At 63.0% G+C, this 13395-nt stretch carries 13 protein-coding genes and 1 pseudogene; 6 read left to right on the top strand and 8 right to left on the bottom strand.

What is annotated here, in order from left to right; genetic code table 11:
* Positions 1–60 precede the first annotated feature (60 nt).
* The 3 genes from NKH89_RS20010 to NKH89_RS20000 all read left to right on the top strand — a co-directional run bounded on the left by NKH89_RS20010 (position 61) and on the right by NKH89_RS20000 (position 1299).
* Positions 61–690 carry a BA14K family protein gene (locus tag NKH89_RS20010; protein WP_352592680.1) on the top strand — a complete coding sequence of 210 codons (630 nt, stop codon included), beginning with the start codon at positions 61–63 and terminating at the stop codon, positions 688–690.
* Positions 691–816: 126 nt separating this feature from the next.
* Positions 817–1146, top strand: coding sequence for a DUF2934 domain-containing protein (locus NKH89_RS20005; RefSeq protein WP_352592677.1), 330 nt, complete (start codon positions 817–819; stop codon positions 1144–1146).
* Positions 1147–1149: 3 nt separating this feature from the next.
* Positions 1150–1299: a hypothetical protein gene (locus NKH89_RS20000; protein WP_023722376.1), complete on the top strand. Its 150-nt coding sequence runs from the start codon at positions 1150–1152 to the stop codon at positions 1297–1299.
* Between the two features lie 326 nt (positions 1300–1625).
* Here the strand turns inward: NKH89_RS20000 and NKH89_RS19995 are convergent.
* From NKH89_RS19995 to NKH89_RS19970, 6 genes and pseudogenes are all read right to left on the bottom strand, one after another.
* A pseudogene (locus tag NKH89_RS19995) lies at positions 1626–1781 on the bottom strand (SOS response-associated peptidase); the annotation flags it as partial.
* Positions 1782–1893: 112 nt separating this feature from the next.
* Positions 1894–2112 carry a hypothetical protein gene (locus NKH89_RS19990; RefSeq protein WP_051409764.1) on the bottom strand — a complete coding sequence of 73 codons (219 nt, stop codon included), beginning with the start codon at positions 2110–2112 and terminating at the stop codon, positions 1894–1896.
* A 1076-nt stretch (positions 2113–3188) separates the two neighbouring features.
* On the bottom strand, positions 3189–4973 hold the full coding sequence (locus NKH89_RS19985; protein ID WP_502896912.1) for an ABC transporter ATP-binding protein: 1785 nt from the start codon (positions 4971–4973) through the stop codon (positions 3189–3191).
* A gap of 9 nt (positions 4974–4982) precedes the next feature.
* Positions 4983–5954, bottom strand: coding sequence for a glycosyltransferase family 2 protein (locus tag NKH89_RS19980; protein WP_031195092.1), 972 nt, complete (start codon positions 5952–5954; stop codon positions 4983–4985).
* Positions 5955–6017: 63 nt separating this feature from the next.
* Positions 6018–7121 carry a glycosyltransferase family 2 protein gene (locus NKH89_RS19975; protein ID WP_352855718.1) on the bottom strand — a complete coding sequence of 368 codons (1104 nt, stop codon included), beginning with the start codon at positions 7119–7121 and terminating at the stop codon, positions 6018–6020.
* 3 nt (positions 7122–7124) lie between these two features.
* Positions 7125–8318: an acyltransferase family protein gene (locus NKH89_RS19970; RefSeq protein WP_352481688.1), complete on the bottom strand. Its 1194-nt coding sequence runs from the start codon at positions 8316–8318 to the stop codon at positions 7125–7127.
* A gap of 205 nt (positions 8319–8523) precedes the next feature.
* Between NKH89_RS19970 and NKH89_RS19965 the strand changes: the two genes are divergently transcribed.
* Positions 8524–8823 (top strand): P-loop NTPase family protein, encoded by a 300-nt coding sequence (locus NKH89_RS19965; RefSeq protein WP_156948281.1) that lies wholly within the window; start codon positions 8524–8526, stop codon positions 8821–8823.
* A gap of 56 nt (positions 8824–8879) precedes the next feature.
* On the opposite strand, the gene NKH89_RS19960 is transcribed toward NKH89_RS19965, so the two are convergent.
* A complete protein-coding gene (locus NKH89_RS19960; protein WP_352481689.1) occupies positions 8880–10286 on the bottom strand; it encodes an MFS transporter in 1407 nt (468 codons plus the stop codon).
* Positions 10287–10493: 207 nt separating this feature from the next.
* On the opposite strand from NKH89_RS19960, the gene NKH89_RS19955 reads away from it, so the two are divergent.
* Positions 10494–11396, top strand: coding sequence for a sigma-70 family RNA polymerase sigma factor (locus NKH89_RS19955; protein WP_352494429.1), 903 nt, complete (start codon positions 10494–10496; stop codon positions 11394–11396).
* 96 nt (positions 11397–11492) lie between these two features.
* On the opposite strand, the gene NKH89_RS19950 is transcribed toward NKH89_RS19955, so the two are convergent.
* Positions 11493–12695, bottom strand: a complete 1203-nt coding sequence (locus NKH89_RS19950; RefSeq protein WP_352494430.1) for an MFS transporter — start codon at positions 12693–12695, stop codon at positions 11493–11495.
* A gap of 208 nt (positions 12696–12903) precedes the next feature.
* Between NKH89_RS19950 and NKH89_RS19945 the strand changes: the two genes are divergently transcribed.
* Positions 12904–13335: a VOC family protein gene (locus NKH89_RS19945; RefSeq protein WP_352494538.1), complete on the top strand. Its 432-nt coding sequence runs from the start codon at positions 12904–12906 to the stop codon at positions 13333–13335.
* Positions 13336–13395: the final 60 nt, after the last annotated feature.

Raw genomic sequence — 13395 nt, 5'->3', positions numbered from 1 at the left:
TTCCTGGAACCGGATTCCCCGCCCCCGCATTTCCTTAACCGGGAGGCGAAGGAGCGCGGCATGAAAGCTTTGTTCGCAATCTTTGGCGGCTTCGTCCTGACGCTCGCCGTATTCGCCAGCGGCCTCGCATTCGCCACCTGGCTATTGATAGCCAAGCCGGTGCGGCCGCCCGCCCCGGTCTCCAGCGTCGCCGAACTGTGGGCCAAGGATCCGCGCCCGGTAAACCCGGCCTCGCAGCGCCTCGAGCGCCTCCCGGCCCGCCCGGTTCCCGTTCGCACCTCGGAAGTTGATCGCAGCTCGAAACCCGCCGACACCGCCGCAGCTTCGACACCCGACACCACCGGCTCCATCAAGCCGGCGGTGGAAGAGCAGCAGACGCTGCCCGCCGCCCATGTCGAATGGTGCGCCAGCCGCTACCGCTCCTACAGGCCAGGCGACAACCGCTACACATCCTACAGCGGCCAACAGCGCCCCTGCATATCGCCCTATCTCGACGCCGCCGATGACGGCAGCTACGTCGAGGCGAGCGATACGTCGTCAGTGGAGGGCTACCCGCGGCCGGACGAAACCGGCGACGCCGAGCTCTCATCCGACCACGTCCAATACTGCTTCAGCCGCTACCGGTCATATCGACCGGAAGACAATAGCTATCAGCCGTATTCCGGCGGGCCGCGTCGGCAGTGCGAGTAGGCAGGCCGGGCGTGGCTGGCGGCCGCAGGGCATGGCGCCTTGTGCGACCCCACCAACGATCACGCAGATTTCTTGGATCGTTCGGGTTGGCGCGGCGTTCATCCGATACCCAAAGGAGAAATCAACATGGGCGACGACCGGGAAGACAAGATTCGTGAGCGCGCATACCAGATCTGGGAACGTGAAGGCGGGATCCATGGCGATCCCGAGCGGCACTGGCACCGGGCTGAGGCCGAGATCGACAGGGAGGCAGCCCTGCCGCTGACGACAGGCGATGCCCTGCCGGAAACCCGCGAGTTCGCGAGTTCCGACGTCTTGACGGTGGAGGCCCTGGCGGTGCGCACCGGCATATCGGGCGAACAGGCACAGGAGCTGATCGACAGGCTGGGCAACGACCGGGCGGCGATCGAACAAGCCGCGCGCAACCTCAAGGGGAAGCAGCGGCTCGGGGAGTGACAGATGATCAGAAAACTCAAAGACGGAAAATACCGCCTCTATTCGCGCAAGAAGGACGAAAAGACCGGCAAGCGCCGCAATCTCGGGACGTTTGACAGCCGCGAGGCTGCGGAGAAGCACGAACGTGAGGTGCAGTATTTCAAGAAGCATTGAGGCGGCGTTGGGCGTGTTGTCGCTTGCCAGGCAGCCGCGCCGGATGCCTGACGGAACCTGAGCCTGCGAAGACGGCGGCCACGCATCTCTGCGCCGGACAGTTTACGAGAACATGGTGCGTCCAGAAGCAGGTAACGACGCCCATCGCGGTCGCCCGCGGATTTTAGCACGGTATGCAAATTGTTCAGAACCGTACCTGATGCACCTCGCGCAAGCGGCATAAACCTTTCAGTGACGAAGCGTTCGCTTGCAATGTGGGCGATGCCTCCACTAGTTTCTGGTCAAATTGAACAAAACGGGAACAAAAATGTCACGGGCGAATTGAATTCGCGTTCGCCGTCCGGCGTGTTGCGCACCACAGGGCCTGGCTGGTTGGGATAGATGTCGATGGAGGGTTCGAGATTGCCGAGGATATCCCGCAAGGCGCGGGTCCACTGGCGAATGGCCTCCTGGCTGGTCGTGATATTGTAAAGATTGCACATTTCAGGCCGTTCCCGGATGCTTAGGCATCTTGTTGGAAACGGCCCGGAATTTCCAGCGCTGTCCGTTAGGTTGCTGACACGGCAGGCCGTGTCAGCAATGGCTTTGTGAGACCTACCGCGCCGATTGTCTCATAGCTTGTGCGGCGACTGCCGCCAGAAAAGCCCTCGCCGCGGCATCGCAGGCCGCTCGAGACGGGCCCTTGGCGAAAAGAAGAAGCTCGGCGGCTCGAATGTTGAGCCCGTGCTTCCTTGCGAATGTGGCTAGATCGTAAGGCTTGTTGTCGTAAGGCACGTCGTCGTAGTCGATCGTCAGATCGTAGTTTTCTTTCATTTTCTTCCTCCCGTTAGCGATCTTCCCCCTCCTGTCGCTAACGCAAAATTAACGTCGATGGCGTCGGGCGAGTCCACCAATCAGAGATTGTGTAAAAAACGTACGAGCTCGGATGCTCGCCCTCGCCACGGCGCCGCGAGCAATCGCCGCGAGCCGGACCGCTCGAAAGAGCCGATTATGGGGGCACGTTGGAAAAGGCAGCCACGGCCTGGTGCCACGGGGTGTCCGCGACCCTACCGTGCCTAATGGCCGTCATTTTCATCTTCCTGGCCCGGTCCGCAAAGCCGGCCTCGTTGGGTCAGCTAAAGAATAAATCCGGCTAATAACACCGTAAGGAGCAGTGACAGCGGAACAGCCGCAAGACACCAGATCTCCAACGTGTTGTTTTGCAGCGGGTCCATCGTCAGCCTCACTTTTTGGTTCGTCATTGTGACACTAACGGTTGGTCGGAGGTAGCGGTTCCAAGCGACGCTGTTCATAGAGCGCTGCCTGTGCTGCATATTAGCAACAGCTTGACGACCGCTGAGCCCGTACCGCTTGGAGAACTTCACTTGGCGCCGGTGGATGGGCATTCCGCAGGAATGCAAGCGCCCCTCCATCAGGCGTGCGGGGATCGATCGCCGCCTATGATCAGCGCCGAGCCATGCCCCGGAACCCAATGGCTGCGTCGACCTCCGGCCGAAGTTTCGCTACCACCGAGCAGACCCGATGTTCACTCCAGCCAGCGATGCCCGTTTATAGGACCTAAGTCTGACCTGCCTGCGCAATGGTCTCGTGTACGGCCGGCGCCGGGAACAACTGCGCCCGTCTTCAGTTGATGGCGTCACCTCCTCGAGGAGAGATCGGCGCAGAATCAGTCCCTTCAGCGCTGATTAGGGTCCGCCTGCCATTGATGGATTTGGCAGGCGGACCCTTGGTTCTGTACGCTCCAGATCGAAAGCGGGTAAGCTCGGGATCACTCATCATCCCAGAAATCCTGCAGAGAGGCATGGCGGAGGGCTCCTCGCCCTGAGATGCTTGACCTGGCTTGACATCCGAGACGACCTCCCAGCGCGCGCACGCAGCGGGGGGCGCCCTCAGCCCTCCAGCGCCTCGTGCTGGTAAAGCTCGTCCATGCTGAGCGTCGCGAGCGCCGCGAAGGGCGCCTGCTTTTTCACGCGGCCGTGGCTCAGGATCACCACGTCGTCGCAGAACGAGATGGTGCTGCGATGGTGGCTGATGACGATGGTGGTGCGGCGGCCGGCGCGCGACTTCAGCGTCTCGACGATCGCCGCTTCCGACAGCCCGTCCACCGCATTGGTGGCTTCGTCGAGGATGAGGATATCGGGATCGCGCACCAGGGCTCTGGCCAGCGCGATCCGCTGCCGCTGTCCCGCCGAGAGGTTGACGCCGCGGTAGCCGACGACGGTCCTGTAGCCTTGCGGCAGTTGCTCGATGAAGCCATGCGCTTCGGCCAGTTTTGCCGCGCGCTCGGCGTCATCGGTCGAGGCCGCGTCCTGGCCGTAGATAATGTTGTCGAAAATCGTGCCGTCGACCAGCTCCAGCTCCTGGCTGGCGAGCGCGATGTGCTTTCGCCATTGGCTGGGGTCGATGCGGTCCAGAGGCGATCCATCGACGAGGATCCTGCCGCTATCCGGTTCGACGAAGCGGCACAGGAGATTGACGATCGTCGTCTTGCCGGCGCCAGAGCGGCCGATCAGCGCGGTCGAGCGGCCGCTGCGGATGTCGAAATTCGCCGCATGCAGCACCACCGCGCGCTGTTCCGAACCAGAATAGGTAAAGGTGACGTCCTCGAACTTGATGCCTTGGCTGAGCCCGGGGAACGCCGCGTCACCTTGCGGCGGCTCGGGCTTACCGGATGGGTCCAGCATCCACGTCACCTCTTCAAGCGATCCGCTCAGGCCCTGCAACTGGCTCCAGGCCATTTGCAGCGACCGCATGTAGGGCTGCAGCCTGTAGAGCAGGATGACGAAGGCGACGATCAGCGGGAAGCTGACATTGGCGAACCAGGCGCCGATCACCACCGCCAGGAACAGCATGGCGTGCAGAACCTCGGTCAGCGGCGGCAACGCTCCCTGACGCGTCAAAAGCACGAACGCCGCCCGGCGCACTGCATCCGATGCCTGGTCGAATGCCGCCTTCTCGCGTTGCTCCTGGCCGAAGATGCGGATCAGCCGTCCGGCATGCACCAGATGCAGCATCTGTGATGCGAGCTGGCTGTTGCGGGAGGCGACGCTGCGGCTCGGCGCCTTCAGATTGGCCGACAGCATGGCGTGCGCGACCTGCACCAGCGCCAGGCCCAGCGTGACCAGCAGCGTCATCTGCCACGACAGGAGCAGCAGGAAGGTCAGCAGGATGATCGCGGCCGATGCGTTGACGATTGCCCCCAGCGTGATCTGGATGGCATCCGAGGCCCGCCAGGATTCGTTGGAGATGATGTTGAGCAGCCGTCCAGGGCTTTGCTGCAGGAAGAACGGGTAGCCCACCCGCAGCAGCTGCTCCGACAGCGCGCTGCGGATCGAATGGCTTGCCTTGCCGTAGATGAAGGTGGTCAGCAGCGTATTGGCGTAGGCGAACAGGTTCTTGAGCACGATCGAGCCGAGGATGGCGACGGATATGACGATCAGCCGGTCGCGCTCGCTCAGGCTGGATCCGACATGCTGGAAGACGGCGGAAAAGCCAGCCATGCCGGTCTGCCCCTGCCCCATGATTATGTTCAGCAACGGGATGATCAGGCCGATGCCGAACCCCTCAAGCGCCGCACTGAGCAGCCCGAGCACCACCACGGCCGGAAGCAGGCGCAACTGCTTTTGCCCGAGCGCGCGGCGCAGCATCGGCAGGCTGGGCGGCATCAATCGCATGATTGCGGATCACCTCGCCTCGGCATTTGCCTGTTGCTCCTGTCGCATTTGCGCCGGCTGCGGCGATTTCACCAGCGAAAGCACCGCGAACTTGGCCGCGCCGAGCAAGTTCATGCCGATGATCGGCCAGTGCGACAGCTTGAGTTCACGGTCGAACAGAGGGCCTTTCCTCAGTTCGCGCAAGGCCGCCCTCATGGACCAGTAGAAATGGCGAAGCAGCCACGGCGCGTGCCGGATATGTTTCAGGCAAAGCCCGCCATTGCCCATGCTGTAGTCGCGGTGCAGCTTTTCTATGGCCTTGCGATCGCGCCGACCATGATGGTGGTAAATCGTCATGTCGGGCACATATTCGACCGGAATCCCAAGCAGCACCGCCCGCACGAGATAGTCCGTATCCTCGGCCGAGCGCAGCGGGCCGCCGGCGCCGAAGCGTTCGTCGAAACGGCCGATGCGGGCTGCAACATCACGGTGCATCGTCATGTTGCAGCCAAGCACGAAGCCACCGGGATGGACATCCGGCGTAAGCCGCGCGCGCACCGGCGACCGCTTGATGGTGAACGGCAGGTCGCGGGGATCGCCGATCTCGACGCGGCCACCACGGATGACCCGTTCGCCGGCCGAATAGTGCCGTTGCAGATCGTGCAGATAATCCTTGTGGACTGCGCAATCGTCGTCGACGAAGACGAGCACGCGGCCCCGCGCCCGCTCCAGCCCGGCGTTGCGCGCGGCCGCCAGTCCAGGTCGTGGTTCGCGAATAGCGGTGAACGGGATGTCCGACAGTTCGGCGATGCTGGCCAGCCGTTTGGCGGTGCTGTCGGTCGAGCCGTTGTCGACAACCACCAGCTCGGCGGCAAAGTCGGCATGGGCACGACACGCGGCCTGGATCGACCTGATACAGGGCTCGAGCACGGCGACGCGGTCGCGTGTGCAGACGATGAAGCTGACCGCCGGCGCCGGTCCATGCTGCGGCCGCGGCGACATGGCCGCCGGCACCGTCGAGTGGCCGCGCTGCTGGAGCTGGTGCGATTTGACGAACATGCGTTGCTAGCTCAACTGGTTCGAAGGCAAAACCGCCGCGGCCGGCACGGATTGCAGATACCGCGACAGGGCATCCACCTGCCTGGTGACCGACATCGAGGCGAGACTGAAGCGCGGCGCGAAGGCACCGGTGCGAAACACGTACTGCTCGCGGCGCCGGATGAGCTTCCATTTCGCGGTCCGCGTCAGGAATTCGTGCATCAGCAACGGCTGTCTTTCTCCCGATATGAGCTGATAGAGGAAGTAGAACAGGTTCAGCGTGCCGGCCTGGTAGCTCGGCCTCGCCTCGGCCGGCAGCGCGGCAATCCTTTCTTCCAGCGCAAGGATCCACTCGGCGGCACGGCGAACCGTGCCCATCGACAGGACCTCACCGATGTCGCGGAGGTCTTGCGTCTCTTCCGCGAGCCCCTCGCGCTCGAGGTTCTCGGCGACGATCTTCAAATGCGTCCTGCGCATTTCGCGCTTGTGCCTGTTGGTCACGCTGTCGTCATGGATACGATAGGCGATCAGGCTTTCGGGGATCATGGCCGCCGGGTAGCGGTCGGTCAGCCGCCTGAACAGGTCGAAGTCTTCGGCGTGCTTGTACCTTTCGTTATAAAATAGAACGCTCTCTTCGATGACCTTCTTGTTGTAGACGACCGTGGAATGCATGCAGATCGTGAAGAACATCGACAAGATGCGCAGGCTATTGTCCTGGAATATCGGATCGGGCGAACCCCTGACGATGCGGTTGCCGAGCAAGGTGTCGAAACCCGCGCCGCACAGCGCGAGGTCAGGCTGCTGGTTGAACAGCGCGACCTGTCGCGACAGGCGCCGGGGATAGGCGACATCGTCGGCGTCCATCCTGGCGACCAGATCGCCGCGGGCCATGGCCAGGCCTTCGTTCAAAGTTGCAATCAGGCCACGGTTTTCGCGTGAGATGATCGAGATGCGATTGTCGGCCTGGCGGTATTTCTGTAGGATCTGCAGTGAGTTGTCGGTCGAGCCATCATCGATGGCGATGACCTCCAGACGATCGTAATCCTGGCGCAGGATGCTACCCAGCGCAGCGGCAAGATAAGGTCCCGCATTGTAGGTCGGCAGCAGAACGGAGACTAAGGGAGCAGCCATTGGTCAGCCCCGACCGCTTCGTTGCAACTTGCGTGGCAAGCGCGATGCGCCATCAAGCGGCCTGCTCGGATATGCTCCTGCCGCGAGCCAACCGCTGTTGGTCGTATCGATGCCTGTCGGGAAGCCGGCTCGGCCTCTCCGGGCAACATAGGGGAAGTGGCGCTTTAGGCTGTTGAGCGGCTTCTCGAAAAGCAGCCATGAAACCGACGCCAGCATGAGCGTCACCGTTCCCGCCACCAGGAACCGTCCCGGCCCTTGTTCCGAGACGTTGAGCGGAATCCAGGGCTGCGATTTGACGACGAGCGACAGCACTATCGGATGGTAGAGATAAACGCCGTAGCTGATGCGGCCAAGGCCAAGCAGCGGCGGCAGTTCGAGACCTTTTCCGATATAGCCACCAACGCCTGTCGAACAGCTTGCAACGATGACCACCAGCGGCACGAGAGGCAGGATCTGCAACAGCAGCCAGAGGCCCCATTCCTGCAGCGGATTTGCCGGCGCCGGCGCAAACCACTGCAGAACGAAAAACGCCGCGGCGAGCCACGGCCAGCCAGCTCGAAGCCATTGCGGCAGGCCAGCGGATCTTGACCGGTAAGCGGCAAGCAGCGCCCCTGACGCCAGCGCGTCCATCGACGCCGGCGGCAGCAGGTCGCGCGACAAACCGGGTGTTCCCGCGATCGGCCAATAAAACCGGTAGGCCAGCGACAGCCCGATAACGGCGATACAGATCGCTTCGAGGCGCCGGCGCGGCGCCAGCAGCACGATCAACGGCCAGGCGATATAGAACTGCTCCTCGATGCTCAGGCTCCAGAAATGGCAGAGCAGCCAGGGCGTCCATTCATTCTGCGCTGCGTACCAGAAATTCGACAGATAGAGCGCGTGCCAGGCCAGCGATCCTCTCGACTGCTCCATGTCCGTAAGCCAGACGAAACCCAGCACGGCGAAATAGGGCGGGAATATCCGCAGCGCCCGCCTGATATAGAAGGATCTCAGCGCCGGTCCGGTTTCGAATTCGGCGGCCGAGCGGGCTTCGAGCAGCAGGCGGGTAATCAGAAAGCCGCTCAGCACGAAGAACAGACGTACGCCGATATGGCCCCAGAACGAGGATCCTCCGGCCGCGAAGAAGTGTGCGTACAGCACCATCGTCACGGCGATGGCCCTCAGCGCGTCCAATTGGGTGTCGCGCGCATTTCCCATTAGCGGCGTGCGCCGGCGGGACGGCGAAACTGCCAATCGGTCAACATAGCGGCGTCGTTCACGGCGCATTTCCAATCGGAAGCGCCCCCCTCACGCAGGATAAGGCGCCACCATTGTGCAACGCAACACAAAAAGTTGACATATTTGAAACAGGAACGTGAGGCGCGGCTAATAAAAGCCAAAAAACAGCGGGAACCAGCCCGAATTGTCCATTTTTGACGATTTTCGCGCGCTGCCTTGGCCCGCCGATATCGGCGGCAGGGTGCTGCGATGCAGCATGTTCGCCGCCATCACGGAACGCGTGAAGCTGATCCGTTCGATCGCCGCCAGCGGCACTGGCGTCAGCCTCGTCACACACGATCTCGCCACGGTGCGGGCGCTGGCCGACAGGATCGTGGTTCTCAGCCTCGGACGCGTGGCCTATGACGGATCCGCCAGGCACTTGAGCGCCGACCAGTTGTGGGGCCTCATGGCGAGCGGCACCCTCGCATCCGCCGGGCAGTAGAAGGCGTTTTGAAGCGGGGACCCGCTTCGCGCGAGCTTCCCGCCTCCGAGCGACAATTACGCCTCCTTGCCGGCATTCGCGAGCGCCACTGTGCGACGCTCCGGAAGCCCCATTCCGACGAGCGCGCCGGCGAGCGAGAGCAGCGCGGAGACGTCGATTGCCGCGGTGAAGCCATCGCTGAACGCGTCGGTGGACGAGAAGCTTCCAGTGCCGGCGAACACCGCACCGGCGATCGCGATCCCGGATACGCCGCCCAGAAAGCGGAATGTATTGAACGTGCCGGCAGCCTTGCCGACCTCCGGCCGCGCGACCGCATTGAGGACCGCATTCTGCGCGGCAGGCATGGCCATCGACACGCCGGCACCGGTAATGATCAGGGGCGCGACTAGCTGGATGTAGGGCAGATCAGGTGCTGCGATCTGCGCCAGCCAGGCCATTCCAGCCGCTTGCAGGATCAATCCGGCCACGACAAGCCAGCGCTCGCCGACGCGGTTGATCAGGCTGCCGGCGATCGGTGCGACCACGAAAAGCGTGGCGGTCCAGGGCAGCAAACCCATGCCGGCGCCGAGCGGCCCACGGCTCTGGGCAAACTGCAGAAACTGCGGCAGCAGGAATACGAGGCCGTACATGGCGGCGCAAAGCAGGAAATTCGCGCCGACGCCCGAGGAGAATGCGCGCGCCTGAAAGAACCGCAAAGGCAGCATGGGCTCACGGGTACGCAGCTGCCAAAGGACGAATGCGATGGCCAGAAGCAGCCCGGCCGTCAGCGCCGACAGCACTTCAGAGCTGCTCCAGCCCACGATGTTGCCGCGCATCAGACCCCAGACCACTCCAAATGCCGCCGCAGTCACCAGGGCGACGCCGAGGACATCGATTGCCGTACCCGGCCCGTGACTCTCCGGAATCCGACGCATCACCAGCGGGATGAGAACGATGCCGACCGGAACATTGAGCCAGAAGATCCAGTGCCAGGAGAGGCCTTCGGAGATCGCCCCGCCCGCCATCGGACCGATGATCAGGGCCAGGCCGGTGATGCTGCTAAAGATGCCCAGCGCCTTGCCTCGTTCCTCCGGGGGAAAAGCGACGCTCAGCAGCGCCATGGCCAGCGGCATGACCATTGCGGCACCCGCGCCCTGAACCGCACGGGCCGCAATCAGCAATCCGGCATTTCCAGCGAGCGCGCAGGCAACCGACGCTGCGATGAACAACGCCAATCCGGCAACGAGCGTACGGCGGCGGCCGAACCGGTCACCGAGCGCAGCCCCGGTCATGAGCAGGACGGCAAAGCTCAAATTATAGGCGTTCATCGTCCATTGCAGCGTCTCCAGCGAGGCATCGAGTTCGACCCGCATCGTGCTCAATGCGGTCGCCACGACCATCGCATCGAGAACGACCATCAAGGAGCCTATCGACGTGAGGGCGAGAACCCAGACCTTCGTTGATCCCGCACTTTGCTTGCTCATGATTATGGCGCCTCCGGCTTGAACAGATGGCCCACCAGTCTCGCGGTCCCATGATCCAGAGACGCGGAGGCACCACCAAAGGATTCCAGCTAAAGAAAGTTTTTTTCGACCGAATCCTTTTGCCATCGTCGAGCGTCTATAAGACGCTGCGCCTGATGGCGGGCGCGCCTGCCCTGGGAGATACGCAATGAAATCGATCCTTGTGCGATGACCGGATCCGCATCCGGTGCGCCAGAAGGACGGGAGCCATTTGACCGGCTGCTCGGCGAATTGCGGCCGAAACTGCATCGCTATTGTGCCCGCATGACCGGTTCGGTGATCGATGCCGAGGATGTCGTCCAGGAAGCTACGGTGAAGGCGCTCGAGGCGTTCCCCGGGACCGGGCCGATAGCCAATGTCGAGGGCTGGCTGTTCCGCATCGCGCATAATGCAGCACTCGACCACCTACGCCGCCGTACCAGGTTGGATGCCGCGCATGTCGTCGAGGATATCGATATGATACCTGACCCCGGCATGTCGGCCGAGGGCCGGCACACTGCGGCCGCAAGCCTGCAGACCTTCATGCGCCTGCCCGCGGCGCAGCGTAGCAGCGTCATTCTCATGGATGTGCTCGGCTATACGATCGAAGAGATCGGCAACATTATCGACAGCAGTGTTCCGGCGGTGAAAGCCGCACTGCATCGCGGCCGTCTGCGCCTGCGCGAAGTCGCCGGCGAGCCTGACGATCGGCCTGTGCCGGTGTTGGCCGAGCCCGAGCGGGCGCGTCTGGCAGCCTATGTAGAGCGGTTCAATGCCCGCGACTTCGATGCGATCCGCGACATGCTGGCCGAGGACGTGCGGCTTGACCTCGTCAACCGGCTCCGGGCGAGCGGCCGCACGAAAGTGGGCCGGTACTTCCACAATTACGCGGGTATCCACGACTGGCGGCTGCTTCCGGGCCTGGTGGATCGGCACCCAGCCATTCTGGTGATCGATCCGGACGACTCGGCCGGAGGGCCAAGATACTTTATCCTGCTGGAATGGGCGGGCGACAGATTGGCGAGAATTCGCGATTTCCGCTATGCGCGCTACACGCTTGATGGCGCCGAAGTGGTGCCTCTGCGGCCATAGCAATTCGCTTTTCATAATGCCGAACAACCACTGCCAGCTATTTTGGAACGCGGCCGCTTGCCATCCAAGCGGCCGCCCTTTTCCGCCGATCGTGCTTTAAGCCGGCTGCAACTCCCGGCGCGGCAGCGGCGGAAAGGCGATCGCAATCGCCATCGCGCCAAGCCCGACAAGGGCCGAGCCGATGAACAGCCAGGAATAGCTGGCATAGGCATCGAACACCATGCCGCCGGCGAGCGGGCCGAAAGCCATGCCGAGGCTGGACAGCATGGTTACGGCACCGAACACCGTGCCGAGGATGCGCTGGCCGAAATATTCGCGCGCCAGCACCGCATAGAGCGGCATGACGCCGCCATAGGTGGCGCCGAAAATGACGGCGAGCGTGTAGAATTGACCAAGCTCACTAACCGCGAGATAGGCGGCGATGACCACGGCCTGTATGGCCAGCCCGGTGATCAGCACCGGCTTGACGCCCAGCCGATCGGCAAGCACGCCGTAAAGCAGCCGGCCACCCAGCCCTGCCAGGCCCTCGATGCTGTAGATGCTGACCGCCGCCATCGGCGCTATGCCGCACAGCATCGCATAGCTCACCATATGGAAGATCGGCCCCGAATGCGCCGCGCAGCAGGCAAAGAAGGTCAGTCCCAACACGATGAACTGCGGCGAGCGCAGCGCCTGCGGAACCGTCATGCCGACACCCTCGGCTGCAACGCTTGGCGTAGCACCGTCGGCAGCGGGCTTGGGCGGCTGGCGCACCAGCAAGGCGGCCGGCAGTAGTAGCACCCACGCGATTATGCCGATGTCGAACATCGCGGTGCGCCAGTCATAGGCCGAAATCAGCCAGCGCGCGAAGGGCGAGATGGTCATTGGCGCCACGCCCATGCCGGCCGAGACCAGCGAGACCGCAAGGCTGCGGTTCGTGTCGAACCAGGCGGAAGTCAGCGCGATCATCGGCGCGAAGAAGGCGCTTGCCGCGAGGCCGACGAGCACGCCATAGGTCAGCTGGAAAACGAGCAGCGAGCCGGTGCGGCTGGCCAGAACCAGCGCCAGGCCGAGCAGCACGGCGCCCGTCATGACGACGATGCGAGCGCCGAAGCGGTCGTAAATGGCGCCCCAGGCGAAGCCGCCGAGGCCCATTACCAGGAAGTTCAGCGTCATCGCACTCGATATGCCGGCGCGCGACCATTGTGTGTCGAGCGCCATCGGTTCGAGGAAGATTGCCAGCGAGAACATCGCCCCGAGGGCGACACAGGTCATCAGCGCGCCAGCCGCGACGATAACCCAACGATAGGAAAGGCTCATTTCACTTTTCTCCCATGCCGGAAGCGTTGATACGGCACGACCTTTTCGAGCTTCGCCGAGCCGCTTGCGTCCGAAGGACGTTGGAGATGTTTTGAATCCGACAATCCGGTTGCATTTTTTATCCAGTCAGGAAATTGCGCCGCTCAATTGCTCCATTGCATTGACGGTGCACCGTGCTGAGCTAGATTTCCAGCCTGGCGATCAGGAGCTGACAGGCATGGAACTTCATCGCGGCCGTCTCATCGACCACGTCCAGCTGGTGGTCAGGGATCTCAAGGCCAGCCGCCGCTTCTACGAGGCGGTTTTCAAGGTGCTCGATATTCCGATCGGCGGCAGCGCCGAGGATTATTTCTGGGCCGACGAGCTGTTCATCTCGAGCCCCGACAGCCCGGCAGCCCAGGGAAAGCTGACGGGGCGCCACCACCTTGCCTTCCAGGCAAAGGACCGCGCCATGGTCGACGCCTTCTACAGGGCCGGCCTCGATGGCGGCGGCACGGACAATGGCGCACCGGGCGAGCGGCAGCACTACCATCCCGGCTACTACGCCGCCTTCCTGCTCGATCCCGACGGCAACAATATCGAGGCCGTCCACCACGGCCCGGCCAACCGCAGCGCCGAGTCAGTGAAGATTGCGTTCTGAAGATCGGGTGATGGGGCAAGAATCTTGCTTGCGACGGCGTCGGATCGGCTGCGGAGGTCA

This window comes from Mesorhizobium sp. M0923 (assembly GCF_040319365.1).
Lineage (GTDB): Bacteria > Pseudomonadota > Alphaproteobacteria > Rhizobiales > Rhizobiaceae > Mesorhizobium.
Note: the sequence above shows the minus strand (reverse complement) of the source record. Positions and strands in the feature narration are given on the sequence as shown.

Coding starts and splice junctions, on each gene's coding strand:
- NKH89_RS20010 (WP_352592680.1), top strand. CDS start 61: ATGAAAGCTTTGTTCGCAATCTTTGGCGGCTTCGTCCTGACGCTCGCC.
- NKH89_RS20005 (WP_352592677.1), top strand. CDS start 817: ATGGGCGACGACCGGGAAGACAAGATTCGTGAGCGCGCATACCAGATC.
- NKH89_RS20000 (WP_023722376.1), top strand. CDS start 1,150: ATGATCAGAAAACTCAAAGACGGAAAATACCGCCTCTATTCGCGCAAG.
- NKH89_RS19990 (WP_051409764.1), bottom strand. CDS start 2,112: ATGAAAGAAAACTACGATCTGACGATCGACTACGACGACGTGCCTTAC.
- NKH89_RS19985 (WP_502896912.1), bottom strand. CDS start 4,973: ATGCGATTGATGCCGCCCAGCCTGCCGATGCTGCGCCGCGCGCTCGGG.
- NKH89_RS19980 (WP_031195092.1), bottom strand. CDS start 5,954: ATGTCGCCGCGGCCGCAGCATGGACCGGCGCCGGCGGTCAGCTTCATC.
- NKH89_RS19975 (WP_352855718.1), bottom strand. CDS start 7,121: ATGGCTGCTCCCTTAGTCTCCGTTCTGCTGCCGACCTACAATGCGGGA.
- NKH89_RS19970 (WP_352481688.1), bottom strand. CDS start 8,318: ATGGGAAATGCGCGCGACACCCAATTGGACGCGCTGAGGGCCATCGCC.
- NKH89_RS19960 (WP_352481689.1), bottom strand. CDS start 10,286: ATGAGCAAGCAAAGTGCGGGATCAACGAAGGTCTGGGTTCTCGCCCTC.
- NKH89_RS19955 (WP_352494429.1), top strand. CDS start 10,494: ATGACCGGATCCGCATCCGGTGCGCCAGAAGGACGGGAGCCATTTGAC.
- NKH89_RS19950 (WP_352494430.1), bottom strand. CDS start 12,695: ATGAGCCTTTCCTATCGTTGGGTTATCGTCGCGGCTGGCGCGCTGATG.